Raw genomic sequence first — 26,014 nt, forward strand, 5'->3', positions numbered from 1 at the left:
GATTTTTTTGATGATAAAAATCAATTTTTAATATTGGTAAAGTTTAATAAAATCGATATATTTGCACACGATTAAAAAAGAGATATGAACAGAAAAATTTCTTCATTATTTTTCGCATTTTTGTTTGTGTTTATTAGCGGTTTAGCTACTGCACAACACGAATCTGAGGGTGAGAAGTCTGCTGAAAAAGTAGAGCACACAGAGGCAGGAGAGAGCTTCAATGCTACCAAAATGATCATGGAACACATTGGTGATTCCAACGAATGGCATTTATGGACTACAAAAGATGAGAACGGTGAAGAACATCACGTTTCTGTTCCTCTTCCTGTAATTATTAAGGATAATACAGGATGGCACACTTTCCTTTCAAGCGAGATGGCTCACGGTCATGAGCATGAAGGATATACTTTAGAAGAAGGACAGGTAGTTTCTACAAAAGGAATTGAAAAAGCAACTTTATTTTCAATGATCAGTGGAAAACAAAAATCTGACAAAGTTTTCTTTGATCTTTCAATCACTAAAAATGCAGCATCAATGTTTTTATCTGTGATCTTTATGCTAATTGTTTTCATTGGAATGGCAAGAGGGTATAAAAAATCTCAGCTTCCGAAAGGAATTGGTAAAGTAATGGAACCTGTCATTGTATTCATTAGAGACGAAGTGGCGATCCCAAATATTGGGTCTGTAAAATATAAGAGATATATGCCTTATCTTTTAACGGCATTCTTCTTCATCTGGTTTAACAACCTTTTCGGATTGATTCCTTTCTTTCCAGGAGGGTCAAACCTTACCGGAAACATTGCGATTACTGCTGTTTTAGCAATCATTACCTTATTAATTACATTATTCAGTGCGAATAAAGATTACTGGAAACACATCTTTATGCCGCCGGTTCCGATCTTATTGTACCCGATTATGGTTCCAATCGAGATTATCGGGATCTTTACAAAACCGTTCGCCTTGATGATGCGACTTTTCGCTAATATTACTGCAGGACACATTATGATCTTAGCTATTATATCTTTGATCTTTATCTTTAAATCTCCGTTCTTGGGATTTGCATCGGTACCATTAGCGTTATTCGTTTCCGTATTGGAATTATTGGTAGCTGCATTACAGGCTTATATCTTTACCGTATTATCAGCATTGTTTATCGGTATCGCTGTAGCAGAGCACGAGCATGAGCATGGTCACCATGAAGAGCACGCTCACTAAGAGCTGAAACTAAACTTTAAAATAATTTTTAACTAAATATTTATTTATTATGGATTTATCAACTGGAGCAGGATTAATTTACGTAGGTATCGGATTAGCAGTATTAGGAGTAGGTCTTGGTATTGGTAAAATCGGTGGTCATGCAATGGATGCTATCGCTAGACAACCAGAACAAGCTGGTAAGATTCAAGGAGCTATGCTTATTGCTGCTGGTCTTATTGAAGGTGCTGGTCTTATCGCGATCATCTTTGGTGCTTTCATCAAGTAATTATCCTCAAAAAAACATTCTTAGCAGTGAAGCGGTTGGCTGCTGCTAAGAATTTTAAAACAATCCATAAAATTACACCTTAAAAAAAGAATTTACAGATATGGGAATTATTGAACCTGGAATTGGACTTTTGTTTTGGATGACGCTTACTTTTGTTATCCTGTTGTTTCTTTTAGCAAAATTCGCTTGGAAACCAATTGTAAATGCAGTGAATGACAGAGAAACTTCTATCGTTGATGCATTGAATCAAGCTAAATTGGCTAAAAAAGAAATGGAAGATCTTAAAGCTGACAACGAAAGAATCATTCGTGAAGCTAAAATCGAAAGAGATGCTATTCTGAAAGAAGCAAGAGAAATTAAAGACAGAATCGTAGGAGAGGCTAAAGACGTTGCTAAAACAGAAGCAGACAAATTAATCGAATCTGCAAAACAAACCATCGAATCTGAGAAAAATGCTGCAATGGCAGATATTAAAACTCAAATCGGTGCTTTATCTGTAAATATTGCAGAATCTATTCTAAAGCAAAAATTAGAAAACAACGAAGCTCAGAACGAGTTGGTTCAAAATTATTTAAACAAATCTAATCTTAACTAAGAATGCTTACATCTAAAGTAGCTAAAAGATACGCACAAGGTTTACTGGATTTTACAAATGAATCCGGACAAACAGCTACTGTATTTTCTGAAATGAAAGATGTGGTAAAGATAATGGCTGAATCGAAAGATTTAAATAAATTCTTCCTTACACCTTATATCGATTCTAAAAAGAAAATAGAAGTAGCAAAAGAGATTTTTAAAGGTTTATCGGTTTCTTCTCAGAATTTAATCACTTTGGTGATCAAGCAGGGCCGTGAAAACCAGCTGAGAAATATTGCTCAGGAATTTATCAATAAAGTAGAAGACATCAACGGGGTACAGAGAATAACTCTTACAACAGCGACACAGCTTTCAAATTCAAATATTGAAGAGATCCTGAAATCTACAAACCTGGTAAACGGTAACTCAAACTTCGATTTGAAAGTAAATGTAAACCCCGCTATTTTAGGAGGATACATCTTAAGAGTAGGAGACCAGCAGGTAGATGCATCTGTGAAAAGTAAACTTAATCAGGTTAAAAAAGATTTTCAATTAAATTAAGAAAAAAACAACCATACAATGGCAGAAATAAATCCGGCAGAAGTATCTGCGATCTTAAAACAACAATTGGCCAACTTCGATACTCAATCCAACGTTGAGGAAGTAGGTACAGTTTTAACCATCGGTGATGGTATTGCTCGTGTATACGGGTTAGAAAACGTACAATACGGAGAGTTGGTGAAATTTTCTAGTGATGTAGAAGGTATTGTACTTAACCTTGAAGAAGACAACGTAGGTGTTGCTCTTTTAGGAGAAAGTAAATTAGTAAAAGAAGGTGATACAGTAAGAAGAACAAACAGAATCTCTTCTATCAAAGTAGGAGAAGGTATGTTGGGAAGAGTAGTAGATACTCTTGGTAACCCTATCGATGGTAAAGGTCCTATTACCGGGGATTTATACGAAATGCCATTGGAAAGAAAAGCTCCCGGAGTTATCTTCAGACAGCCGGTAACTGAGCCTTTACAAACTGGTATCGTGGCGATCGACTCTATGATCCCTGTAGGAAGAGGACAGAGAGAGCTTATCATCGGCGACAGACAGACTGGTAAAACTACTGTTGCAATTGATACGATCATCAACCAAAAAGAATTCTTTGATGCAGGGAAACCTGTATATTGTATATATGTGGCTATCGGGCAGAAAGCTTCTACAGTAGCTCAAATCGTTAAAACCCTTTCTGATAAAGGAGCTTTGGCATATACTGTAATCGTTGCTGCTAACGCTTCAGATCCGGTTCCTATGCAGGTATATTCTGCAATGGCAGGAGCTTCAATCGGTGAATTCTTCAGAGACACCGGTAGACCGGCATTGATCGTTTATGATGATTTATCTAAACAAGCGGTTGCTTACCGTGAGCTTTCCCTGTTATTAAGAAGACCACCGGGCCGTGAGGCATATCCGGGAGACGTTTTCTATCTTCACTCAAGATTATTGGAAAGAGCGGCAAAAGTAATTGCTGATGACAATATTGCGAGCCAGATGAACGACTTACCTGAATCTCTCAGACCAATTGTAAAAGGTGGTGGTTCTTTAACTGCCCTTCCGATTATCGAAACTCAGGCTGGTGACGTTTCTGCGTATATTCCAACTAACGTAATCTCTATTACAGACGGACAGATCTTCCTGGAATCTGACCTGTTCAACTCAGGGGTCCGTCCTGCGATCAACGTAGGGATCTCTGTATCCAGAGTAGGAGGTAATGCTCAGATCAAATCAATGAAAAAAGTTTCCGGTACATTAAAATTAGACCAGGCTCAATATAAAGAATTGGAAGCGTTTGCTAAATTCGGTTCAGACCTTGATGCTTCTACGCTAGCGGTAATCTCTAAAGGAGAAAGAAACGTGGAAATCCTTAAGCAGCCGGTAAACTCTCCACTTCCTGTAGATAGCCAGGTAGCGATGATCTACGCCGGAACTGAGAACTTACTTAGAAATGTTCCTATCAGAAAAGTAAAAGAATTCCAGATTGAATATATCGCTTTCTTAAGATCTAAGCACCCTGAAACAATGGCTGCGATCAAAGCTGGAAAAATCGATAACGATATCACAGACGTTCTTAAGCAGGCAGCTAACGATTTAGCTTCTAAATATAATTAAAAATTCAATGTTTAAGGTTTGAAATTCAATGTTTTAAACCTTAAGCGTTAAACTTTGAACTCAAATTAATGGCAAACTTAAAAGAAATACGAGGAAGGATCACTTCAATTTCATCTACGATGCAAATCACACGTGCTATGAAAATGGTTTCCGCTGCGAAACTTAAAAAAGCACAGGATGCGATCGTGATGTTGCGACCTTATTCTGAAAAGCTACAAGAAATCATCCAGAATGTAAATTCTAGTTCAGATCCTGATCAGGTTTCCGTGTATGCTCAGAAAAGAGAGGTTAAAAGAATACTTTTCATCGCTGTAACTTCAAACAGAGGTCTTGCAGGTGCTTTTAACTCATCCATCGTTAAAGAGCTTAATATTCAGTTTCAGAATAATTCTCAATACGAGATTGAAGTTCTTACAATCGGTAAGAAAGCTTACGATGCAGTAAGAAGAAACCGTGCCGTGTATGCAAATGCAAGTGCCGTTTACGATAATTTAAACTTTGATGCGGTTTCCAATTCTACAGAAGCTGTAATGAACAGCTTTAGAGAAGGTAAATTTGATGAAGTATATATCATTTATAACAAATTCATCAATGCCGCTACCCAAGAAGTGACCAAAGAACAGCTGCTTCCTATCGTGATGCCTGAAACAACAGAGCCCCAGCTAGAAACAGATTATATCTTTGAACCGAACAAAAATGAAATTTTGGATAATTTAATTCCGAAATCTATCAAAACTCAGGTGTTCAAAGCTGTTTTAGATTCAGTAGCATCTGAGCATGGAGCAAGAATGACAGCAATGCATAAAGCCACAGACAACGCTCAGGCTTTGAAGAATGATTTAGTAATCTTCTACAACAAAGCAAGACAGGCTGCCATTACAAACGAAATCTTAGAGATCGTTTCCGGAGCAGAAGCTTTGAAAAATTCTTAAAGAATTATTTTAACACAATATTAAAGCATCGGGTATATCGATGCTTTTTTTGTTATTTTTATTTTGTATATCTTTGTAAAAATAAATTTTATAATTTTTTAAATGGACTCGGACATAGTCAGGCTTTTGCTAGCCTTGTTTCTTGTATTACTTAATGGCTTTTTCGTAGCCGCAGAATTTTCAATTGTTAAAGTTCGTTACTCACAAATCCAGTTAAAAGCCGCAGAAGGAAACTCTATGGCAAAACAGGCAGAGCATATTATCAAGCATCTTGATGAGTATTTATCTGCTACACAGCTGGGTATTACATTAGCTTCCCTTGCCCTCGGTTGGGTAGGAGAAAGTGCATTACACCATGTAGTTGAAAATATTTTCCACTCTCTTAATATCACTTTAAGCCAGGCATCAATTACTTCAGTATCGGTAGTTACCAGTTTTGTTTTAATTACGGTAATGCATATTGTATTTGGTGAGCTTATTCCAAAATCTATTGCCATCAGAAAATCGGAGGCAACCACAATGGCAACAGCAGTTCCGTTGAGAGTATTTTATACGATATTCAAACCATTTATCTGGTTGATGAATTTAATGTCAAATACTTTTTTAAGATTAATCAAAATACATCCCGCTTCTGAACAGGAAATTCATTCAACAGAAGAGCTTCAGCTTCTGGTAAAACAGAGTGCAGACAGTGGAGAAATTGAAGAGGAGAATTATGAGATCATCAAAAATGCATTTGATTTTACAGACCATTCCGCAAAGCAGATCATGGTTCCAAGGCAGAATATCACTTCCATAGATTTTGAAGAAGATATCAATGAGATTATCAATAAGATCATGGAAAGCGGCTATTCCCGTATTCCGGTTTATATCAATTCTATAGATAACATAATTGGTGTTTTTTATACCAAAGAAATTATCAGGGAATATGTCAAAGGAAAGGGTGAGCTTAACCACGATGATCTTAAGAATTTAATGCGTGATGCTTTCTTTGTGGTTGGAAGCAAGAAGATTTCAGATTTATTGAAAATTTTCCAGCAGAAAAAGCAGCACCTTGCCATTGTCATCGATGAATTCGGAGGTACTGAAGGAATTATTACATTGGAAGACATTCTGGAAGAGCTGGTAGGGGAAATTCAGGATGAAGAAGATGATGAAGACAAGCTTGTAGATAAAATAGCAGACAATACCTATTGGGTTCAGGCAACACAGCCTCTTGACGAGATCAATGAATACCTGCCTAAGAAATTGCCGCTTTCAGAAGAAAGTGAATACAATTCATTAGCAGGTTTTATCCTTCACGAACTGGAAGATATTCCGGAGGAAAACCAGGAATTTGATCTGGAAAATTATCATTTCAAGATTTTGAAAATGAATAATAAGAGTGTTGAGCTTGTAGAGCTGGTTTATGAAGGCCCTAATATCATCAATGATCTGACAGACAAATTAGAAATTTAAAGCAAGTAAAATGATTTTTTATAACGGTATAAAAGATTACGAAAATCCGAAGCGTCAGTATGAAGAAGAAGTTCTTGTTTTGGATGATACTGATGATGTTTATAAATTGATCTTGCATAACGATGATATCCATACTTTTGATTATGTAATTGATTCTTTGATCGAAATTTGTAAACATACTCTCGAACAGGCTGAACAATGCACGATATTGGTGCATTATAAAGGCAAATGTACTGTAAAAACAGGCTCAATGGATCTGTTGAAGCCAATGCATGAAAAGTTAATTTCAAGAGAATTAACAAGCGAAATAGTTTAATAAAATCCTAACAATTGGTTAGGATTTTTTTATTGTTTTATGTTTTTTTAGATTTTTTATCTCATTAGTGTGAAAAATATTTGCTGTTTCAATAATTTTTTTAAATTAGCAATAGCTATAAAAAACACATATGAGATTTAAAATTAATTCGTTAATCGTAGGCTGTATATTGTCTTGTTCAGCTTTATCAGCCCAGGAATCATCACTTGAAACTTCTGCAAAAAAATGGATCAATGAAAATTCCAGAAATTTAGGGATTCAAAACTTTACCCAACTTAAGTTAAGCTTTGTAAGAAAAGGAAATTCAGGAGAAACACTACGTTTCCAGCAAATGATTAAAGACGTACCGGTTTTCCAATCGGAGATTGTATTGCATTTCAACAAAGAAGGGAAAATTACTTATACTTCTGCAGAAAGCTTTAAAAAAAATGTAACGGAAATAAATACGGTTCCTTCCGTTCAGGTTTCTGAAGCTCTTCAAAAAGCCCATATTGCCTCAAAAACAAAGGGTAAGATTACTTATGAAGAAACCAGGCTTTTTGTTTATCTTACAGAATCCGGAGAAACGAAGCTGGTTTACAGGGTACGTACAAACTCTCATGATCATTCGGGAAGCTGGGAAACCATTGTAGATGCACAAAACGGAAATGTAATCAGCGTGAAGGATGTTGCACTGTATCATCACAGTCACAATGATGATCCGAAACCTAAGAAAAAAAATAAAGGAAAAACAACAGACAATAAAAAAACTCTTGTGTCTGGTTCCGGCTATATCTTTGAACCCGATCCGCTTTCCAAGATGCAGGCAGCTTATGGAGGCCAGTATGCGGATAATAATGATGCTACCAACGCAAGTCTGGATGCAGCAAGAACTTTGGTTACCATTCCTGAGCTGGATTTAACAGCAGGGGTATATAAGTTAAAAGGTTCTTATGCAGAAATTAAAGAATTGGAAATTCCTTCTACAGGGCTTTTTACCCAGGCAACCAATCAGTTTTTATTTAACAGAAATAATCAGGGATTCGAAGCGGTAAACGTGTACTGGCATGTAGACCATAACTTACGGTATATCAATGAAACATTAAATATTTTATGTAAACCATTAACCAACGAAGGAATACTATGGTATGATCCCCATGGAAAGAATGGAGATGATAATTCTTATTACCTGGATGGCAGGTTGGTTTTTGGGGAAGGTTGTGTAGATGATGCTGAAGATGCTGACGTTATCATACATGAATTAGGACATGGAGTGCATGATTGGTTAACCAACGGGAATTTATCCCAGGTTCAGGGGTTAAGTGAGGGATGTGCAGACTATTGGGCTCAGTCATACAGCAGAAGTTTAAACCAATGGCCCTCATCGGCACCACAATACAATTGGATGTTCAACTGGGACGGGCACAACGAATGTTGGGACGGAAGAATTACAAATTATACAGAAACGTATCCCGGTGGACTTATAGGAATTATTCATATAGACGGACAAATCTGGGCATCTGCTTTGATGAGAATATACAATCAAATCGGGAAAGAAAAAACAGACAGGGCTTTCCTTGAAGGGTTATCCATGACAAATGCATTAACAGGCCAACAGGATGCAGCGATTGCCGTAAGACAGGCTGCTATTGATATGGTAGGACAATTCGGGTTCACTTGTGGTGATGTAAGCATAATGACACAGGAATTTACTGCTGCAGGCTATACTTTACCAGCCTATAACTGTTTGTTGAGTACAGATGATGTTTCTAAAAAAGAAAATGTTGAGATCTATCCTAACCCGGTTTCAGGTACTTTACATATTTCTCTGAAAACAGGAAAAGAAGAAAAAGTGGAAATCTATAATATGGAAGGCAGAAAAGTTTTGGAAACCACCGTTATCAATGGTAAGAATACAATAAATGTTTCTGATCTTCAGACAGGAAATTATATTTTGAATATAAAAGGAATAAATTTATCAACTAAGTTTATCAAGAAATAAAACTTAAAAATGATAATGAAATCCGGTGTGAAAACATCGGATTTTTATTAAACAAATTCAGCACTCATTATTTTATTTGCATTCAACTAAAATAGTATATTTGTAAAAACTATATAGAAACTAAAAAATAATGCTTGTAATAGGAATTGCAGGAGGTACAGGGTCCGGCAAAACTACAGTTGTTGATAAGATACTTCAGCAGCTTGATATCGAAGGAATGAACATCCTTTCTCAGGATAATTATTATCACGATAATCAAAATCTGACATTAACAGAGCGGGAAGCTTTAAATTATGACCATCCCAAGTCTATAGATTTTGAACTGATGTTGAAACATGTAAAAGCTTTAAAAAATAACGAGCCTATTGAACAGCCGATTTACAGCTTTGTTACTCATTCCCGAACCGGAGACCACGTTACTGTAGAACCTAAAAATGTATTGGTAGTAGAAGGCATTTTGGTACTGACGAATAAAGAATTGCTGAAAGAATTTGATCTGAAAGTTTTCGTTCATGCAGATTCTGACGAAAGATTAATCAGGCGGATCAGGAGAGATACACAGGAGAGGGGAAGAGATCTGAGTGAAGTATTACACCGTTACCAAACCACTTTGAAACCGATGCATCAGGAATTTATAGAGCCGTCTAAAAACGAAGCGGATCTTATCATCCCCAATATGAAACAAAATTCCGTAGCGATTGATTTTTTAACTACCGTTATTAAAAACTCGTTGAGAAAACACTAAAATGGCAGAAAACAAACTCATTAAAGATATTCAGCCAAAGTCTGAAACATTCAAACTTATTCAGAAATATGTTTTGAATAAATACACCATTACCATCTGCATGTTTCTGGTCTGGATGATTTTCTTTGATAAAACCTCCTTTCTGGTAATTAATGAACTGAATGGTGAAATCAGTAAATATGAAGAGCAGCTGCAGTATTATAAAAAAGAATACGAAAAAAACGATGCTTTCTATAAAAAACTGATGAACAATAAATCTGAAAAAGAAAAATACGCCAGAGAAAACTACTTTATGAAAAAGCCGGATGAAGAAATCTTTATTCTGGTGGTAGACAGCTCGAATATTGCTCAAAAACAATAAAAAGTCAATTGTTAATTTTGCTTTGCTAATGAATGATCAGATTTAAAAACTGGCAAAGAGGTTAATTTGCTATTGATCATTCACATAATAATACCTATACCTTTCAACTCAATGTCAAATATAGATATACTTCCGGATTGGGAAAATTTAGTAAAAAAACAGCTTAAAACAGAAGATATTTACACGATTCTGAAGAAGGAAAACTTAGAAGGAATTGATGTTAAACCCTTCTATAGCACCGTGCAGAAACCATTGGCAAACCTGCCGAAAGTAGAAGAAAGTACCCATTTAGTGGCTACCTACCATGAAAGCCTGGAAGAAGATGTTTATGCCTTTCTGTTAAATCATAACGTAGAAAACCTTGAGGAGAAAACCATTTTTGTCAATAATAAAGACCTGGCCGAACACATCAGTCCTAAAGATGAAGACCAGTATTTTTCATTAATTGATGTTTTTGATGAAAAGGAAGCCGTAATTAATGACCAGCTGGTTAAAGAATTGCTTGCAAAAGATTTTAAAAGAAACATCTGCGTAGACATATCCTTGCATCAAAATGCAGGTGCTGCAATCTATCAGCAGCTAGGAATTGCTTTATCAAAAGCTAAAGAGCTCGTTGAAGCTTACGGGCCGGAAATCTTAAATAAACTGATTTTCAGAATTGCTATCGGAGGGAATTATTTCTTTGAAATGGCTAAAATAAGAGCCTTTAAACTGGTTTTTAACCAACTTTCAAAAGAATACGGACTGGATGAGATTCCATACCTGTTTGCCGAAACTTCTTTAAGAAACAAATCGGTTTCAGACCGGGAAAATAACCTTATCAGATCCACATTAGAGCTTGCTTCTGCAATGATCAGTGGTGCTGATGCTGTTTTCAGCAGCAATTATCTGGTTGAAAAGAGCACGGAAAACTCAGAAGAAATTTCTTTTAAGCAGCAGATTGTTCTGGCATATGAAAGCATTATTAATGTATTTGAAGACGCTTCCAACGGGAGTTATTATGTTGAAGACATTACCCGGCAGATAGCAGAAAAATCCTGGGGCTTATTCATTGAGATTGAAAAAGCAGGAGGTTACCTGGAACTATTAAAACAGGGTGTGATTCAGAAAAAGATTTATGACCATGCTGTACAAGAACAGAAATGGGTGGAAGAAGGTAAAATAAAGCTGATTGGAGTAAACCTTTATCCGAAGTTAGAGGCTAAAAAGTCAATTGACGACTTATATAATGAAAAAGAAATAAAGGCGGTCCGTTGGGCAGAAATGTTTGAATAATAATACAATGAGAAAAGTCTTATTTTTTCTTCTTGTTCTGTTTTTTGGAATGTGTTTTTCACAAACAGCTGAAAACCTGCACGGAAAATGGAGCGGAACGGATTCCGGTAAGAAAAGGTCTTTTACCTTTTTCCCTGATGGCTATGCCAATGTTGAATTGGAAGGAATGGTTATTGACGGAAGAAACTATATAATTCCTGATGGTCCGAACAAAGGCAAAACAGGATATATAAAATACACTGTTGATTTTTCCAAAAAACCTTTTAAATTCAGTTTGATTGCTTCATACAATGACAACAATAACAAAATTGAAGAAAGTAAATTTTTAAATGGGCTTATTGAATTCACTAAAGAAAATGAAATTGTGTTTTTCATGGATTTTGAAAATGAAGGTCATACAGATATAGATCCATTGTCCCCCAATACAATTACCCTTCATAAAGATTCAAACTTATAATTCTGAATGATGAAAGAAAAACTGATTGACTTATTTGAGTATACTTACCACTATAACAAGGAAATGATCAAACTTATTTCCGGAAATATCTCAAAAGTAGATGAGAAGATAATCAGTTTAATCAGTCATACCCTCAATGCCCAGCAAATCTGGAATTCAAGGATTTTAGGAGAAAAAAATTTCGAAGTATGGCAGATCAATCCTTTCGAAGACCTTAATACCATCAATCATCAGAATTTTCTGAAAAGTATCGGAATTGTTAAAGATTCTGATTTGGATCAAAGAATCGAATACCGGAACTCCAGAGGAACAAAATTTGAAAACAGTATTTTTGAGATGCTTTTTCACGCCATCAATCATTCCACGTATCATCGGGGACAGATCAACTCTTTATTAAAACAAAACGGTATAGAACCCATATTAACCGATTATATTTTCTATAAAAGATAATTAAAACACAAACATCTGGGTAAATCTACGAAATCAGTGGAAAAAAAAATATTAAATAAGGATATTCAAAATTATATCAATGCAAATCTGAATACAGACCTACATGCTTTATTATTGAAAAAATCCCCGTTTCCGGAAGTCTCTATGCTGGAAATTGTTCAGCAGATAAAAGGAAAGCAGGTGGCACAGAGAAAATTTCCGTTTTTACTGAAGGAAGGAATTATTTTTCCGCCACAACTCAGCTTAGAGCAATCTTCCTCAGAAAAAACAGCAGGGTATAAATCTGAAATTTTAAAAGGAAAAAGATTCATAGATCTTACAAGCGGCTTTGGAATTGACGCTTATTACCTGTCCCGTAATTTTGAAGAGATTACCCTGATAGAACAGAACCCAGACCTTTTAGAAATTGTAAGGCATAACTGGCATGTACTGGAGAAAAAAGCAGAATTTATCAATCAAAAGCTGGAAGATTTTCTTGATAGAAATGAAGAAACCTTTGATGTCATCTATTTAGATCCGGCAAGGAGAGACCAACAAAAAAACAAAGTGTTCCTTCTGGAAGATTTGTCACCTAATATTCTCGAAATCCGGGAAAAATTACTTTCAATTTCAAAAGAAGTAGTGATAAAGCTGTCTCCACTGATTGATTTGAAGTATCTGGTATCAGTTTTGCCGGGTATTTTCAGAATTGATATTGTTGCTCTGAAAAATGATGTAAAAGAAGTCATCGTGTTTTTGAATAACGAAAACTCAGAAAATATTAGCTGTAACTGCGTGAATCTGGAAAGCGGTGAACCCAATTTTACGTTTCTGTTTGGGGATGAAGAAAATGCAAAAGCAGAATATTCAGAACCGGAAAGATTTATTTATATTCCCAATCATGCAATTTTAAAAGCAGGTGTTTTTAATTTAATCTCGGAAAAAATGAATGTGAAAAAGCTTCATCCGAATAGCCATCTTTATACTTTTAATGAAAAGATCAATGACTTTCCGGGAAGAATAATTGAAATGGAAGAGATTGATAATAAGCAGATTAAAAAGAAAGAGCAGTTTAATATCATTTCAAAGAATTATCCTTTAAAACCTGAAGAAATCAAAAAAAAATATAATATTAAAGATGGTGGTGAAAAGTATCTTATTTTTACACAATCCAAAAAAGGTAAAATTATTTTAAAATCCATATAAAAATGTTGCCGTAAAATGCAAGATTTCTTAATTTTGGGCAATCAAAAATTTAAGCATGAGAAAATTAATTATATGTTTAGCCATTGCAACTGTAGCCGTAAGCTGTAAAAAAATACAAGCGGGGGGAAATAAGAATACTCTGAAACTGGAAGAAGGGGTAGAAAGATATTCTGACGATGTACAGGGTGGAGGCGAAGCTCACGGTCATGAAGCAGCTACAGGTCACAAAGAAGCAGCTACTGCTGCAAAACCTGAAGCAGAAGCTCCTAAAACTGACAGTGCTGCCGCTGCAAAACCTGCAGAAGCTGAGAAAGCTCCAAAAGCTGAACACTAATTATTAGTAAACAATATAAAAATGTCCTGCAAAATGTAGGGCATTTTTTATTTGTGGGTATTGAAGCTGATTGATAGAATGCTTAAAATCATTTCTTTTTGTTTGTTCCTGCAATCCATTTTTTTTACTTTTAACAAAATAAATTTTACAATGCAAGAGACATTAAATTACATCAACGAAAACAAACAGCGTTTCGTGGATGAATTATTTGAATTACTGAGAATTCCTTCTATTTCTGCAGATCCTGCTTATAAAGATGATGTGTTGAAATGTGCAGATGTATGTGCAGCACACCTTAAGAATGCAGGAGCAGACAACGTAGAAGTCTGCCAGACCAAGGGATATCCTATCGTGTTTGGTGAAAAAATTTTAGACAGCAAATTACCGACTGTTCTGATTTATGGTCATTATGATGTACAGCCGGCGGATCCGTTGGAATTATGGAGAAAGCCGCCTTTCGAGCCTTATATTGAAAAAACGGAACTTCACCCGGATGGAGCGATTTTCGCGAGAGGTTCTGCCGATGATAAAGGGCAATTCTTTATGCATTTGAAAGCTTTTGAAGCAATGATGAAAACAAATACACTTCCTTGTAACGTTAAATTTATTTTAGAAGGTGAAGAAGAAGTAGGGTCTGTAAGCTTAGGAGATTTTGTTAATGAAAACAAGGAGAAATTAGCCTGTGACTGTATCTTAATTTCCGACACCCATATTTACAGCAATGAACAGCCTACGGTAACTACAGGCTTAAGAGGATTAAGCTATGTAGAAGTAGAAGTGGAAGGTCCAAACAGGGATTTACATTCCGGGCTTTATGGTGGCGCTGTTCCGAATCCTATTCACGTACTTTCAAGAATGATCGCACAGTTGATTGATGAAGACGGGCATATTACAATTGATGGATTCTACGATAATGTAGATATGGTTTCTGATGCTGAAAGAGCTGAAATGAATAAGCTGAAGGATAATCCGGAAGAATTTAAAAAATCAATCGGATTAAGCAACGTAGAAGGGGAGAAAGGATATACCACACTGGAAAGAACATCAATACGTCCTACATTGGATTGTAATGGAATTTGGGGTGGTTATACAGGTGAAGGGGCTAAAACGGTGATTCCTTCTAAAGCTTCTGCCAAAATTTCAATGCGTTTGGTTCCTTATCAGACTCCGGAAGAAATTACAGAAAAGTTCACAACATATTTCGAGAAAATTGCTCCGGATACAGTAAAAGTAAAAGTTACACCGCATCATGGTGGGATGCCTTATGTATTACCAACGGATACAAAGGAATTTTTAGCCGCTAAACAGGCTATGGAAGCAGCATTTAATAAAGAAGTCCTTCCTTACAGAGGCGGAGGCAGTATCCCGATTACAGCGATGTTTGAAAAAGTACTGGGAGCTAAATCAGTATTAATGGGCTTTGGCTTAGATTCAGATGCAATACATTCTCCCAACGAACACTACGGATTGTTCAATTTTTATAAAGGAATAGAGAGTATTCCATTATTTTTCGAAAACTATTCAAAATAGCAAATCTTAATCCTTAAGTGAAAAAACTTAAGGATTTTTTATTCTTGAGAATCAACAAACATTTTAAGCAGGAAAATACTTTGTATAGTATTTTATAAAAAATTAAATATTATTTGTTTAATATGGTTATTAAAATTATTTAGGAGACCAGCTCAAATAGAAAGAGGCTATCTCAAAAGGTAAAATAATACTTTGAGAATCTTCTAAAAGACAAAAAAGAGCCCGAAAGAGGGAATATTTTTGAGACAGCCTCTTTTTTATGTTTTTATTTAATTTATATTATTAATATGTTTGAATTTGATATTTTTATTTTATTTTATTTGTGAATGTGGTTTTTTTTATTAATTTTATAATTATAAAATTAATAACTTTTTAACTATGAAAAAATTATACTTATTCGGAGTATTATTATCTGCAATTGGTCTGAATGCTCAGACTGTCATTTACTCCCAGCCGACAACAACAACAAATGGTATTGTCTCAGATGTTTTAGCGAATAACAATTTTGTTGCAGCAGCTGATGATTTTAAGCTGACCAGCCAAAATAAGATTACAAAAATCAAGATTGAAGGCTTCCAGAATGCAGGAACTCTTGAAACTACTATTGCTACTGGTGCTGTGTTGTATATTTACGCTAATAATGGAGGAATGCCTGCCGGAATCCCTAATAATCCTGCTGTAACTCCGATTGCAAAGGTTGATGTTGCTAAAGGTGCCCCCGGATATGGTTTGGTAAAAACAGGAACATCCAATTATACTTTTACAATTGATGTAACTGCAGCATTACCTACTCCTGTAATTTTGCAGGCAAATGCAGTTTATTGGTTGGTATTCGCAGCTAAAACAAATTTAACGGCATATACAGGAACTACAAGATTTAACTGGTTTGCAGGACAAATAAATGACAATCCGGCTCTATTGGTTGATCCTAGCAATGCCTTCGGAGCAGGAGCAACTAACTGGACAAGCCTTTCTGCACTAACGGCTACACCGGCACTAGACGGACTTGCATTTTCTATTGAAGGCGAATCTGTATTAGGAGTACATGAAGTATATAATTCTGTAAAATCAGTAAGTGTTTCCCCAAATCCAACCACTGACTATTTGTTTGTGACATCAAAATCAAAAGTAAGTAATGTTGCGGTTTTTGATGTTTCCGGAAGGAAGCTTAATGTTAATTTTGATGGTGAAAAAGTAGATGTAAGAAATCTTCAGGCAGGAAATTATATGATCAGTATAGAAAACAAAGATGGAAAAATTACTGAAAAATTCATTAAGAAATAAAGATTGACAAATCTTAGCACATATAAAACGTTCCAATTGGAACGTTTTTTTTATTTTAGAAAATTAAAAATAAGAAATATGCTGGAAAATAAAGTTACCTATATAACAGGCGGAACCAAAGGTATCGGTTTTGGGATTGCAAAAATTCTACTTGAAAATGGAGTTTCAGTTGCATTTTCAGGAAGAAAAAAAGAAGATGTGACAGCAGCTGAAAAAGCTTTGCAGCAGTATTCAGAAAAAGTTTTAGGAATTGTTTCTGATGTAAGAAATCTGGAAAGTGAAATGGAAGCTGTAAAATATGCAGTAGAGAAATTCGGGAAAATAGATTTTGTAATTGCCAATGCGGGATTAGGGATATTCAAGCCTGTAGATGAGCTATCTGCAGATGAATGGAATGCTATGATTGAAACGAATTTAACCGGTGTTTTTTATACTTTAAAAGCATCACTGGATGAATTAAAGAAGTCAGAAGGATATTATATAACCATTTCCAGCCTGGCCGGGGCCAATTTCTTTGAAAAAGGAACAGGCTACAACGCGTCAAAATTCGGTGTTGTAGGCTTTACCCAGGCAGCAATGATTGATTTAAGAAAATACAATATCAAATCAACAGTGATTATGCCGGGATCAGTCGCGTCAAATTTCAACGGAAATGTGATTTCTGAAAAAGATGAATGGAAAATCCAGCCGGAAGATATGGGGAATCTGGTATTGGATATTTTAAAAATGAATCCGAGGGTTTTGCCAAGTAAAATTGAGTTTAGGGCGGCTAAACCAGCATAATCAAAATCTATATTATTTCTTTTATTAGAGAATTAATTAAAATAAATTCAAAATAATTTTTTTAAAGCCAAACTATCAGATTATAAAAACATTTACATTTTAATATATTGATAATGAATTAAATGTTTTTCGTTTATCTTAAAACTTTTTATAAAAAATTCAGGTCATTTCATAAAATATTGATCAGATAAACTTTTTTTATTCAGCATTTGAGTAACATTGCGATAAAATTTCTCACTTCACAGGCAACTATTTTTAATTCTTATAGTCATATAAATAGAAATTGATTTACAGAAAAGAATTTTATGTTAGGAGTTTTAATAATGATACTAAATTCTAAAAATATTTTATGAAAAAAGTTTTATCAAATGGAGCATTTTTATTGGTTTTATTTAACACAATAAATGCGCAGACTTTACAAAACGATAATTTTAATTCCTATACGATAGGAAATGTAGGAACGGATATTACCGCAACAACACCCGGACAGGGCGGGTTTTACACAGATTTCGCCGGAGGTTCCAATTCAGAAGCACAGATCGTAAATATAGATGCTTCTCATGACAAATCGTTGCAGCTTACCGGAAACGCCACTGCAACAGGAACAAAATATATGTGGAAGAATGGATTGGCTGCAGCATGGGCTGCAAGAACTCCCGGAAACAATATCATCAAATTAAATGTTAGTTTATATACCGGAAGCGCCACAGATGGTGTAGGGAGGGGAACTGTTATGATTTATAATACTACAACTCATAAAACCTTAGTTGGAATAGGATATAATTATGCAACAAAAAAAATTATGGGTATAGCCCACTATACAGATAATACAGGGCAAACTGCAAATTTTGGGCTTAATTTAGGAACAAATATATATCCTGCCAATACCTGGATTCCGTTAAGTTGTACATTTGATAAAACCACAGGAATGGCTACGTGGACAACCCCTGAAGGTAGTTTCAGCCCCGGCCCGGGCTATACACCGGCAGCTGTAGGTGAAGACCCTTTTGAAATGGATTTTGTTTCAGCTGTCGGCACTGGTAATACAGTGGCCCATATTACCTCTTTTGATGACTATGTGCTAATGGCTACCAATACTGCCGTATTAGGAACAAAAGAGGCAGTTGCGGAAGAAAATAGCGTTTCAGTGTACCCAAGTCCAGCCATTGATTTCATCAATATTCACTCTAAATCACAAATCACTAAAATTGAAATTTTTGATACAGCAGGAAGGAAGATAAATGCTAAGCTCGATAATGATAAAGTAGAGGTAAGGAAGCTTAATCCGGGAGCCTATATCATTATTATTGAGACCAAAGGAGACCGGTTTTCCAAAAAATTCATTAAAAAATAATCTGATATTTTTTTCGGGAATAATAAAAACGCTTTACATTAGAGCGTTTTTATTATTTTTAATGCGCTGAATAACATATTATGCATGCATAATATATTTTTTATTTATATTTACAGAAATTAATCAAACAAAATCTCAGCATAAAGTTGTGTGACTTTTTTGCGATAAAGGGAAAAGTAAAATAGTACACATGAAACCTTAGGGTTGCATATGGCCAATAAAAAAATTAAGAACAACATATGAAAATATTAGTTTGTATTAGTAGTGTTCCGGATACTACTTCCAAAATTAACTTTACAGCAGATAAATCTGCTTTCGACAAAAACGGAATTCAGTGGGTAATCAATCCGTTAGATGAATTTGCATTGACAAAAGCAGTTAAACTTCAGGAATCTCAGGGAGCTACGGTAACAGTAATCAATGTAGGAGATGCGGGTACAGAGCCGGTAATCAGAAAAGCATTGGCTATCGGAGCTAACGATGCGGTAAGAGTAAACCTTGACCCGAAAGATAGTTATTCTACAGCTAAAGAAATTGCTGCTGTTGCCCAGAATGGTGGGTATGACCTTATTCTTTGCGGTAAAGAATCTATCGATTATAACGGGGGTTCTGTTCCGGGAATGGTGGCTCAGCTGCTAAATCAGCCTTTCGTAAATGCATCCGTAGGATTAGATGTAAACGGAAGTGAAGCTACCGCTGTAAGAGAAATTGAAGGCGGTAAAGAAACGATTTCTGTAAAGCTGCCTGCTGTCATTGCCGGTCAGAAAGGATTAGTAGACGAAAAAGATCTGATTATCCCGAATATGAGAGGGATTATGTCTGCAAGAACCAAGCCTTTACAAGTTGTAGAGCCTGCTTCATCAGAAGTGAAAGTTCAGGGTGTTACTTATGACAGTGTTCCACCGAGAGCTGCAGTAAAGATGGTTTCTCCGGATAACTTGGATGAATTGGTGAGATTACTTCACGAAGAAGCTAAAGTTATCTAATCTTTTAATCATTAAATTTTTTAATCTTTAAATTCAAAACAATGGCAGTATTCGTATACGCAGAAAATATAAACGGAGTTTACAAAAAGGCAGCTTTTGAAGCAGTAGCTTACGCGAAAGCAATTGCAGACCAGTCAGGTGACAGCGTTACCGCAATCTCTGTAAACCCTACCGATTCTTCAGATTTATTATACAAATATGGAGCATCAAACGTAATCAATATTAAAGACGAAGGTCTTAAAAATTTCTCAGCAAAAGCATATGCACAGGCTGTAAGTGAAGTGTTTGACGGAAACACAATTGTTTTCCCGCACACTACCGATGCATCTTCAGTGGCTCCGATGTTGGCAATCATGAAGAATTATTCATTAATTACCAATGCTTTGGCAGCTCCTGAGAGCCTTTCCCCCTTCCAGGTGAAAAGAAAAGCTTTCTCAGGAAAAGGGTTTATGCATGCAAAGGCAGAAGGAAACGGAGTTATTGTGACTGTTTCTCAAAATGCTTTCGGTGTTAAAGAAAATGCAGCATCAGGTTCTGAAGAAGTGAAGAATTTATCCGTATCCAATGAAGATACTAAAGTGATTTCTCACGAACAAAGTTCAGGGAAATTAGATCTTAAAGAAGCTGAGATCGTTGTTTCTGCAGGAAGAGGGATGAAGGGTCCTGAAAACTGGGGAATGATTGAAGATTTAGCTGGTGTTTTAGGTGCTGCTACAGCTTGTTCCAAACCTGTTTCAGACATCGGATGGAGACCTCACACAGAACACGTAGGGCAAACCGGAAAAGCAATTTCTCCAAACCTTTATATCGCTGTGGGTATCTCAGGAGCGATCCAGCATTTAGCCGGAGTTAACTCTTCCAAAACAATCGTTGTAATCAATAATGATGCTGAAGCTCCATTCTTCAAATCAGCTGATTATGGGGTAATAGGAGATGCTTTCCAGATTATTCCCGCATTAACTGAAAAGATTAAAGCTTTAAAAGGATAAAAATAAGTCAATAGTGAATTTTACGGTACAGGTCAATGATATATTTAAAATTGGCACGAAGTAATTCACGATTCACATTTCACATAAAAGTAAAAGTTCGGGCTTTCCGGGCTTTTATTTTTGTCTAAAAAGTAAAACCTACAACAAAAAATTAATTTATATTTGTAGTTATGGATTATAAACAGTTAATTATTCGCGGAATATCGTACAGCCAGACCCAATCAGGTGCGTACGCTTTGTTATTGGAACATGAAGAAACACATATAAAATTACCTGTTGTTATAGGAAATTTCGAGGCACAATCCATCTCTCTGGGTCTGGAGAAAGATATTCATCCGCCTCGTCCTCTTACTCATGATTTATTCACAAAATTTATAGTTACTGCGAATTATGAATTGGTCTCAGTTATTATTTATCAGATTGTAGACGGGGTTTTCTTCTCCAATATCAATTTCAAAAATAAAAGCAGCGATGAAGAAATGATCTTGGATGCCAGAACTTCCGATGCCGTTGCTATGGCCGTAAGATTTGATGCCCCCATTTTCACCACTCAGCAGGTACTGAATGAAGCCGGAATTCTTCTGGAGCTGGAAGATGTCTCCAAAGAAGAAGAGGCCTTCTCCGAAACGGTAAAAACAGAAGACAATTTAAAATCTCTTTCCATGGAAGAGCTTCAGAAATTACTGGAAGATGCAGTGAAAGAAGAAGATTATGATACTGCTCTTGAAATTCAGGAAGAAATCAAGAGAAGGAAAAAGAAAATCGACTAAGATATTTATAAAAAATATGAATTTAAAATTACGACTTACCATCCTCAGCTTTCTGCAGTTTTTTGTTTGGGGAGCATGGCTGATTACGATGGCTAATTTTTGGTTCGGTACAAAACATTGGGAAGGAGCTCAGTTTGGAGCCGTTTTCGGAACAATGGGGATAGCCTCTATCTTTATGCCTACCATCACCGGAATTATTGCCGACCGCTGGGTGAATGCGGAACGGATTTTTTCGGCCCTGCAAATTCTTTACGGAATCGTTCTGTTCATCTTACCTCATACAGGAAATCCTGATTCTTTCTTTTATGTAATGCTCGTGGCCATGTGTTTCTATATGCCGACCATTGCTCTTGCCAATTCTATTTCTTATACTGTTTTAAAGAATAGTGATTTGGATGTTGTAAAAGACTTTCCTCCCATTCGTGTATGGGGAACAATCGGGTTTATTGTAGCGATGTGGATCACCAATCTTACAGGAAATAAAGCAACGGAAGGTCAATTTTATATTGGCGGTATTGTAGCCATTTTACTTGGAATATATGCACTTACACTACCGAAATGTCCGCCACAAAAACTGATTGATGAAAGCGCTCCTTTATCAGAACAGCTTGGATTGAATGCATTTAAACTCTTCGGAAACTATAAAATGGCATTGTTTTTCCTGTTTTCGATGCTTTTAGGAGCTGCATTGCAGTTAACAAATGCTTATGGAGATGTTTTCTTAAGTGAGTTTGCTCATTTTCCAAAATATGCAGATTCGTTTGTAGTACAGAGATCGACCATTATTATGTCTATATCCCAGGTTTCCGAAACTTTATTTATCCTCGCTATTCCTTTCTTTCTGAAAAAATTCGGGATTAAAAAAGTAATGCTGATGTCAATGCTGGCATGGGTTTTAAGATTCGGGTTCTTTGCCTATGGTATTCCTGATGGATATGGTCTGGCATTAATCGTCCTTTCCTGTATCGTTTACGGAATGGCTTTCGACTTCTTTAATATCTCAGGTTCTCTCTTCGTAGAAACCACTACCGATAAAAAGATCCGTTCTTCTGCACAGGGATTGTTTATGATGATGACCAATGGTTTTGGAGCTGTTTTCGGAAGTTATATGGCAGGCTGGGCGATTGATAAATTCTTTACTCGTCAATTTACCAGCGCTTCAGAATTATCCACTTATCTTGAAACCACACCTGACAACCCTACATTTTTAGAAATTCTTAAAAATTCTTTTAATGCAGCAGTAAATCCTGACGGAACATTATCATCGGTTGTAATGATGAAAGACTGGAACCAGATTTGGCTGTCTTTTGCAGCATATGCGCTGATATTAGCCATTTTATTTGCTCTCTTGTTTAAACATAAACACGATCCTAAAGAAGTTGCTCATGTTAAACATTAATTTTATCATCTGATTATCAATATATTAAAATACACTTTGGAATAAAGTGTATTTTTTTTATTTTACAGGCAACCTTTTATCCTTTTTGCCGTCTTTTATATAGAAACTGATAAATGAATAATTTAGAAAAGAATTTTATCCTTGCTAAAAAACATGACAGACTCGCCCAGAAAGCTCTTTATGAAGCATTTTCGGGCAGAATGCTTGCTATAGCAAATTCTTATACTAATAATATTTATGATGCTGAAGATATCTTATCAAACGCTTTCCTTAAATGTTTTACAAAACTGGGGGACTGTAAAGACTGGAAAAGCTTTCCTTTCTGGCTCCGTAAAATTGTGGTGAACGATTCCATAAGCTTTATACGCCGGAACAAAAATATCCTGTATGTAGATGCCGCTGAAGTCGCAGAAGAGGTTTCTGACGAAGATTTTGAGGAAGAACTTGAAAGGATTGATCTTGAAGATATATTCTCCCAGATGCCGATGGGCTACAAACTGATTTTTAACCTTTATATTTTTGAAGAGAAAAAACATCAGGAGATCGCAGAAATTCTTAATATTTCTGAAGGAACAAGCAAAAGCCAGCTGAGCAAAGCTAAAAAATGGCTTGTAGAATTTTTTAAAACAAAAGAAAATGAAAAAAGAAATACTGAAACACTTAAGATCTGATTACGAAAACAGGGAAATAAAGCCTTCTTCTGATCTTTGGGATAAGATAGAAGGAGAATTGGAAAAAGCTTCTGATTTGCCTTTAAAACAACCTTTTCAGTGGTGGAAATATGCAGCTGTTGTTTTGCTTTTCGTCTTTATGGGAACTCTTGTTTATTTTAATACGAATAAAACCGGAATTGAAAATACAACGATGAAAAACAAATTACCGGAAAAGACAAAAATGCATTCGGAAGCCGTACAACAAAGTAATAACATAGAAACCGTCCCGTCTTCTGCTTTTGCTGTTAACCGTACTTTAAATGAAAACATCGTAGGTAAAGAGAAAAATATGAATACTCAGGCTCAGCCTCAAAAAAAGAATCCACCAATACAGAATCCAACAGAAATACAAAATGCGGATATCCTTAAAACCTTTCCTGAAATTGCATCTGTCCATCAGATAAAAACACCTGATATTGTAAAGTCCGGCGATGAAAAAGTAATTATTGAAAAAGTACCGGTTTCTTCTGAAATATCTGAAAAAAAACCTGTGAAATACATACAGGCATCTGATCTTCTTGCCGGAAGAGAATACGATAAGGCAGAAGGAAACAAACATAAAGGATCTTACATAAGAATAGATTTAGAGAGATTAAAACCCCATTTTTCACAAGTGGTAACCTTAGGCGTTACAGTACGCTCAGGCACAGACGAATAAATAAAAATTTAAATATAAGTGAACTATCCAGCTGAGATACCGTTGGACAGCCCGGATAATAACTAAAAATAACAAACAATGAACAATAAAGCTCTATTTTCTGCTGTTCTGCTGACTGTTTCAGTAATGGCTTTTGCACAGGAGAAATCCGGAAATTATTATGATTCCCGTTCCAAAGAAACACTGCTGCAAAAAATAAGTCATTACACCAGGAAAATCGACAGTATTGTAACTTCGGAAAGAACAAAAATGAATGATGAACTGGACGTTGTAGATAGAAATTTCAAAGACGGGAAGATGTCTGCGGCCGATAAACAGAAACTGAATAATGAAATAGCTTTAAAGTATGAAAGCATTATTAACGAAAAAGTAGATGGTGAAAAAGAAAGTTTTGAAGAGATCACAAAAGAAAGAGTAAGAAAATCTGTACTGGGAAAAAGTGTCGATGAGAAAAAGAATGATATGAAGAATCTTTTGAATAATGCAGGAATTCTCATTGGTGGTGGATTTTTAAATCTTACCAGCAGCTCGGCTCCGTTTAATTTCTTTAATGAATCTGATGAGATCCGTTTTGGGAAATCTGGATCTCTTTCTTACCAGTTTAGATTTGAAATGCAGGTAGGTAAATATTCGAGCCCTACATTCCTGAACTTTGGTATTGGCGTAAGAGCTGATGTGTATTATCTGGAAAAATCAAAAGTTTTTACTCAGGCTGACGGAAAACTTTTTCAGACAGAATTTACACCGGGTGGTATAAAATATTCACAGTTAAAAGCAGAATATATTGAAGTTCCTCTGGAGATGCAGTTTGTACTTAATCCTAAATATGTGGATTATGGAGGAGAAAAATTCATCGATGATAGTAAGGCACAGCTAAGAATCGGAGTTGGAATTTATGGAGGGGTAAAAATTGGAAGCAGGATAAAATACAGGTATGAGGATGAGGTGTCAAATAGAAACATCTTCAAACAAAGGGTGGAAAACGGAATGAATAACTTTCTGTTCGGAACAAAATTGAGTATAGGCTACGCAGGGATAAGTCTGTATGTGAAAAAAGATTTAACATCTGTTTTTAATGATGATGCTATAATGAATAACAAAAACAGTTTACAGATAGGAATTGAGATCTTTAATTTAACGTTCTGATTAATAATTGAATGCATTGGTTTTAAACACACTTTCCGGAGTGTGTTTTTTTTTGTATTTTGGCGCTTTAGGAAATATGAAAAATATTCAGTTAATAGGATTGTTATTAGTGATCATTGGCAGCTTTTTACCATTGGTTCATGTCCCTGTGATAGGAAACTGGAACTACTGGAAGCTGGATCATTATTTAGCCATTATATGTTGGGTTCTTTCTGCGTGTGCACTTTTTGGAATCGTGAATAATCAACTTAAAACAGTAAGGATTTTTGGAATCCTCCTGATCATCTTATTCATTTTTACCCTGATTGCCATTAAGTTTCAGGCATTAGACTATTTCAGTTTTTTACCTTTTAAATCTTGGCGGGAAACTTTTGCAGGAGTTGTAAAATTAAAGTGGGGCTGGTTTATTGAATTCATGGGAGCATTTATACTGGTCATAACCAAAAGAAAAGCGTAGGATGAAAGGATCAAATATTGTTTTAATGCTGTTGTTGCTGGGTTTTACTGAATTAAAATCACAGGAAAAAAATATCTTTTTAAGCCCGGACCAGCCTGCAAAGTGCGAAAAACTTAAGCAGGGCAAATTTCTGCGCGTCGGATATCCCATAGAAACATGGTTTATGACGATAAAAGACAATGTTCAGACCGAATATTACAATGACGGAAAAGATTATATAAAATCACGGCTGGAG

At 35.7% G+C, this 26,014-nt stretch carries 29 protein-coding genes; all 29 read left to right on the plus strand.

Annotated elements, in window-relative coordinates; genetic code table 11:
* Positions 1-84 precede the first annotated feature (84 nt).
* Entirely contained in the window at positions 85-1,215 is a 1,131-nt protein-coding gene (gene atpB / locus PMI13_RS13685) for a F0F1 ATP synthase subunit A (RefSeq protein ID WP_007844724.1), read from the plus strand.
* Between the two features lie 49 nt (positions 1,216-1,264).
* Positions 1,265-1,483, plus strand: coding sequence for an ATP synthase F0 subunit C (locus tag PMI13_RS13690; RefSeq protein WP_007844726.1), 219 nt, complete (start codon positions 1,265-1,267; stop codon positions 1,481-1,483).
* A 100-nt stretch (positions 1,484-1,583) separates the two neighbouring features.
* Positions 1,584-2,078, plus strand: coding sequence for a F0F1 ATP synthase subunit B (locus tag PMI13_RS13695; RefSeq protein ID WP_007844728.1), 495 nt, complete (start codon positions 1,584-1,586; stop codon positions 2,076-2,078).
* 2 nt (positions 2,079-2,080) lie between these two features.
* Entirely contained in the window at positions 2,081-2,620 is a 540-nt protein-coding gene (atpH, locus tag PMI13_RS13700; protein WP_007844730.1) for an ATP synthase F1 subunit delta, read from the plus strand.
* 18 nt (positions 2,621-2,638) lie between these two features.
* The gene (atpA, locus tag PMI13_RS13705; protein WP_007844736.1) at positions 2,639-4,216 is read left to right on the plus strand and encodes a F0F1 ATP synthase subunit alpha; all 1,578 of its coding nucleotides are present in this window, start codon (positions 2,639-2,641) and stop codon (positions 4,214-4,216) included.
* 68 nt (positions 4,217-4,284) lie between these two features.
* Positions 4,285-5,148, plus strand: coding sequence for an ATP synthase F1 subunit gamma (gene atpG, locus PMI13_RS13710; protein WP_007844739.1), 864 nt, complete (start codon positions 4,285-4,287; stop codon positions 5,146-5,148).
* A gap of 102 nt (positions 5,149-5,250) precedes the next feature.
* Positions 5,251-6,606 (plus strand): hemolysin family protein, encoded by a 1,356-nt coding sequence (locus PMI13_RS13715; protein ID WP_007844741.1) that lies wholly within the window; start codon positions 5,251-5,253, stop codon positions 6,604-6,606.
* Between the two features lie 10 nt (positions 6,607-6,616).
* Positions 6,617-6,922, plus strand: a complete 306-nt coding sequence (locus PMI13_RS13720; RefSeq protein ID WP_007844743.1) for an ATP-dependent Clp protease adaptor ClpS — start codon at positions 6,617-6,619, stop codon at positions 6,920-6,922.
* A gap of 130 nt (positions 6,923-7,052) precedes the next feature.
* On the plus strand, positions 7,053-8,903 hold the full coding sequence (locus tag PMI13_RS20700; RefSeq protein ID WP_007844748.1) for a T9SS type A sorting domain-containing protein: 1,851 nt from the start codon (positions 7,053-7,055) through the stop codon (positions 8,901-8,903).
* A 130-nt stretch (positions 8,904-9,033) separates the two neighbouring features.
* The gene (gene udk, locus PMI13_RS13730; protein ID WP_007844751.1) at positions 9,034-9,648 is read left to right on the plus strand and encodes a uridine kinase; all 615 of its coding nucleotides are present in this window, start codon (positions 9,034-9,036) and stop codon (positions 9,646-9,648) included.
* Position 9,649: 1 nt separating this feature from the next.
* Positions 9,650-10,009: an FtsB family cell division protein gene (locus tag PMI13_RS13735; RefSeq protein WP_007844760.1), complete on the plus strand. Its 360-nt coding sequence runs from the start codon at positions 9,650-9,652 to the stop codon at positions 10,007-10,009.
* A gap of 111 nt (positions 10,010-10,120) precedes the next feature.
* The gene (locus tag PMI13_RS13740; RefSeq protein ID WP_007844762.1) at positions 10,121-11,284 is read left to right on the plus strand and encodes a methylmalonyl-CoA mutase family protein; all 1,164 of its coding nucleotides are present in this window, start codon (positions 10,121-10,123) and stop codon (positions 11,282-11,284) included.
* A 7-nt stretch (positions 11,285-11,291) separates the two neighbouring features.
* Positions 11,292-11,741 carry a hypothetical protein gene (locus PMI13_RS13745; protein ID WP_007844764.1) on the plus strand — a complete coding sequence of 150 codons (450 nt, stop codon included), beginning with the start codon at positions 11,292-11,294 and terminating at the stop codon, positions 11,739-11,741.
* Positions 11,742-11,747: 6 nt separating this feature from the next.
* A complete protein-coding gene (locus PMI13_RS13750) occupies positions 11,748-12,191 on the plus strand; it encodes a DinB family protein (protein WP_007844766.1) in 444 nt (147 codons plus the stop codon).
* Between the two features lie 36 nt (positions 12,192-12,227).
* The gene (locus PMI13_RS13755) at positions 12,228-13,376 is read left to right on the plus strand and encodes a class I SAM-dependent methyltransferase (protein ID WP_007844768.1); all 1,149 of its coding nucleotides are present in this window, start codon (positions 12,228-12,230) and stop codon (positions 13,374-13,376) included.
* A gap of 55 nt (positions 13,377-13,431) precedes the next feature.
* A complete protein-coding gene (locus tag PMI13_RS13760; protein WP_007844772.1) occupies positions 13,432-13,710 on the plus strand; it encodes a hypothetical protein in 279 nt (92 codons plus the stop codon).
* 150 nt (positions 13,711-13,860) lie between these two features.
* The gene (locus PMI13_RS13765; protein ID WP_007844773.1) at positions 13,861-15,240 is read left to right on the plus strand and encodes a dipeptidase; all 1,380 of its coding nucleotides are present in this window, start codon (positions 13,861-13,863) and stop codon (positions 15,238-15,240) included.
* 378 nt (positions 15,241-15,618) lie between these two features.
* Entirely contained in the window at positions 15,619-16,524 is a 906-nt protein-coding gene (locus tag PMI13_RS13770) for a T9SS type A sorting domain-containing protein (RefSeq protein ID WP_007844774.1), read from the plus strand.
* 78 nt (positions 16,525-16,602) lie between these two features.
* On the plus strand, positions 16,603-17,307 hold the full coding sequence (locus PMI13_RS13775; protein WP_007844775.1) for an SDR family oxidoreductase: 705 nt from the start codon (positions 16,603-16,605) through the stop codon (positions 17,305-17,307).
* Between the two features lie 349 nt (positions 17,308-17,656).
* Positions 17,657-18,661, plus strand: coding sequence for a T9SS type A sorting domain-containing protein (locus PMI13_RS13780; RefSeq protein WP_007844776.1), 1,005 nt, complete (start codon positions 17,657-17,659; stop codon positions 18,659-18,661).
* A 239-nt stretch (positions 18,662-18,900) separates the two neighbouring features.
* The gene (locus PMI13_RS13785) at positions 18,901-19,647 is read left to right on the plus strand and encodes an electron transfer flavoprotein subunit beta/FixA family protein (RefSeq protein WP_007844777.1); all 747 of its coding nucleotides are present in this window, start codon (positions 18,901-18,903) and stop codon (positions 19,645-19,647) included.
* Positions 19,648-19,688: 41 nt separating this feature from the next.
* Complete coding sequence (locus tag PMI13_RS13790) at positions 19,689-20,636, plus strand: electron transfer flavoprotein subunit alpha/FixB family protein (protein ID WP_007844778.1); 948 nt, start codon at positions 19,689-19,691, stop codon at positions 20,634-20,636.
* Positions 20,637-20,806: 170 nt separating this feature from the next.
* Complete coding sequence (locus PMI13_RS13795; protein ID WP_007844779.1) at positions 20,807-21,406, plus strand: bifunctional nuclease family protein; 600 nt, start codon at positions 20,807-20,809, stop codon at positions 21,404-21,406.
* A gap of 16 nt (positions 21,407-21,422) precedes the next feature.
* The gene (locus PMI13_RS13800; RefSeq protein WP_007844780.1) at positions 21,423-22,805 is read left to right on the plus strand and encodes a nucleoside permease; all 1,383 of its coding nucleotides are present in this window, start codon (positions 21,423-21,425) and stop codon (positions 22,803-22,805) included.
* Positions 22,806-22,918: 113 nt separating this feature from the next.
* Positions 22,919-23,476 (plus strand): RNA polymerase sigma factor, encoded by a 558-nt coding sequence (locus PMI13_RS13805; protein WP_007844781.1) that lies wholly within the window; start codon positions 22,919-22,921, stop codon positions 23,474-23,476.
* The gene (locus tag PMI13_RS13810; RefSeq protein ID WP_007844782.1) at positions 23,442-24,176 is read left to right on the plus strand and encodes a hypothetical protein; all 735 of its coding nucleotides are present in this window, start codon (positions 23,442-23,444) and stop codon (positions 24,174-24,176) included. Before PMI13_RS13805 ends, PMI13_RS13810 begins: the two co-directional genes overlap by 35 nt.
* Positions 24,177-24,254: 78 nt before the next feature.
* The gene (locus PMI13_RS13815) at positions 24,255-25,322 is read left to right on the plus strand and encodes a hypothetical protein (protein ID WP_007844783.1); all 1,068 of its coding nucleotides are present in this window, start codon (positions 24,255-24,257) and stop codon (positions 25,320-25,322) included.
* A 76-nt stretch (positions 25,323-25,398) separates the two neighbouring features.
* Positions 25,399-25,779: a hypothetical protein gene (locus tag PMI13_RS13820; RefSeq protein ID WP_034670281.1), complete on the plus strand. Its 381-nt coding sequence runs from the start codon at positions 25,399-25,401 to the stop codon at positions 25,777-25,779.
* Between the two features lies 1 nt (position 25,780).
* The coding region (locus tag PMI13_RS13825) for a hypothetical protein (protein WP_007844786.1) at positions 25,781-26,014 on the plus strand (234 nt) is incomplete at its 3' end.

The sequence above is a fragment of the Chryseobacterium populi genome (genome assembly GCF_000282115.1).
Lineage (GTDB): Bacteria > Bacteroidota > Bacteroidia > Flavobacteriales > Weeksellaceae > Chryseobacterium > Chryseobacterium populi.

Excerpts from the sequence above, each read along its gene's own strand:
- atpB (WP_007844724.1), top strand. The coding sequence starts at position 85 with ATGAACAGAAAAATTTCTTCATTATTTTTCGCATTTTTGTTTGTGTTT.
- PMI13_RS13690 (WP_007844726.1), top strand. The coding sequence starts at position 1,265 with ATGGATTTATCAACTGGAGCAGGATTAATTTACGTAGGTATCGGATTA.
- PMI13_RS13695 (WP_007844728.1), top strand. The coding sequence starts at position 1,584 with ATGGGAATTATTGAACCTGGAATTGGACTTTTGTTTTGGATGACGCTT.
- atpH (WP_007844730.1), top strand. The coding sequence starts at position 2,081 with ATGCTTACATCTAAAGTAGCTAAAAGATACGCACAAGGTTTACTGGAT.
- atpA (WP_007844736.1), top strand. The coding sequence starts at position 2,639 with ATGGCAGAAATAAATCCGGCAGAAGTATCTGCGATCTTAAAACAACAA.
- atpG (WP_007844739.1), top strand. The coding sequence starts at position 4,285 with ATGGCAAACTTAAAAGAAATACGAGGAAGGATCACTTCAATTTCATCT.
- PMI13_RS13715 (WP_007844741.1), top strand. The coding sequence starts at position 5,251 with ATGGACTCGGACATAGTCAGGCTTTTGCTAGCCTTGTTTCTTGTATTA.
- PMI13_RS13720 (WP_007844743.1), top strand. The coding sequence starts at position 6,617 with ATGATTTTTTATAACGGTATAAAAGATTACGAAAATCCGAAGCGTCAG.
- PMI13_RS20700 (WP_007844748.1), top strand. The coding sequence starts at position 7,053 with ATGAGATTTAAAATTAATTCGTTAATCGTAGGCTGTATATTGTCTTGT.
- udk (WP_007844751.1), top strand. The coding sequence starts at position 9,034 with ATGCTTGTAATAGGAATTGCAGGAGGTACAGGGTCCGGCAAAACTACA.
- PMI13_RS13735 (WP_007844760.1), top strand. The coding sequence starts at position 9,650 with ATGGCAGAAAACAAACTCATTAAAGATATTCAGCCAAAGTCTGAAACA.
- PMI13_RS13740 (WP_007844762.1), top strand. The coding sequence starts at position 10,121 with ATGTCAAATATAGATATACTTCCGGATTGGGAAAATTTAGTAAAAAAA.
- PMI13_RS13745 (WP_007844764.1), top strand. The coding sequence starts at position 11,292 with ATGAGAAAAGTCTTATTTTTTCTTCTTGTTCTGTTTTTTGGAATGTGT.
- PMI13_RS13750 (WP_007844766.1), top strand. The coding sequence starts at position 11,748 with ATGATGAAAGAAAAACTGATTGACTTATTTGAGTATACTTACCACTAT.
- PMI13_RS13760 (WP_007844772.1), top strand. The coding sequence starts at position 13,432 with ATGAGAAAATTAATTATATGTTTAGCCATTGCAACTGTAGCCGTAAGC.
- PMI13_RS13765 (WP_007844773.1), top strand. The coding sequence starts at position 13,861 with ATGCAAGAGACATTAAATTACATCAACGAAAACAAACAGCGTTTCGTG.
- PMI13_RS13770 (WP_007844774.1), top strand. The coding sequence starts at position 15,619 with ATGAAAAAATTATACTTATTCGGAGTATTATTATCTGCAATTGGTCTG.
- PMI13_RS13775 (WP_007844775.1), top strand. The coding sequence starts at position 16,603 with ATGCTGGAAAATAAAGTTACCTATATAACAGGCGGAACCAAAGGTATC.
- PMI13_RS13780 (WP_007844776.1), top strand. The coding sequence starts at position 17,657 with ATGAAAAAAGTTTTATCAAATGGAGCATTTTTATTGGTTTTATTTAAC.
- PMI13_RS13785 (WP_007844777.1), top strand. The coding sequence starts at position 18,901 with ATGAAAATATTAGTTTGTATTAGTAGTGTTCCGGATACTACTTCCAAA.
- PMI13_RS13790 (WP_007844778.1), top strand. The coding sequence starts at position 19,689 with ATGGCAGTATTCGTATACGCAGAAAATATAAACGGAGTTTACAAAAAG.
- PMI13_RS13795 (WP_007844779.1), top strand. The coding sequence starts at position 20,807 with ATGGATTATAAACAGTTAATTATTCGCGGAATATCGTACAGCCAGACC.
- PMI13_RS13800 (WP_007844780.1), top strand. The coding sequence starts at position 21,423 with ATGAATTTAAAATTACGACTTACCATCCTCAGCTTTCTGCAGTTTTTT.
- PMI13_RS13805 (WP_007844781.1), top strand. The coding sequence starts at position 22,919 with ATGAATAATTTAGAAAAGAATTTTATCCTTGCTAAAAAACATGACAGA.
- PMI13_RS13810 (WP_007844782.1), top strand. The coding sequence starts at position 23,442 with ATGAAAAAAGAAATACTGAAACACTTAAGATCTGATTACGAAAACAGG.
- PMI13_RS13815 (WP_007844783.1), top strand. The coding sequence starts at position 24,255 with ATGAACAATAAAGCTCTATTTTCTGCTGTTCTGCTGACTGTTTCAGTA.
- PMI13_RS13820 (WP_034670281.1), top strand. The coding sequence starts at position 25,399 with ATGAAAAATATTCAGTTAATAGGATTGTTATTAGTGATCATTGGCAGC.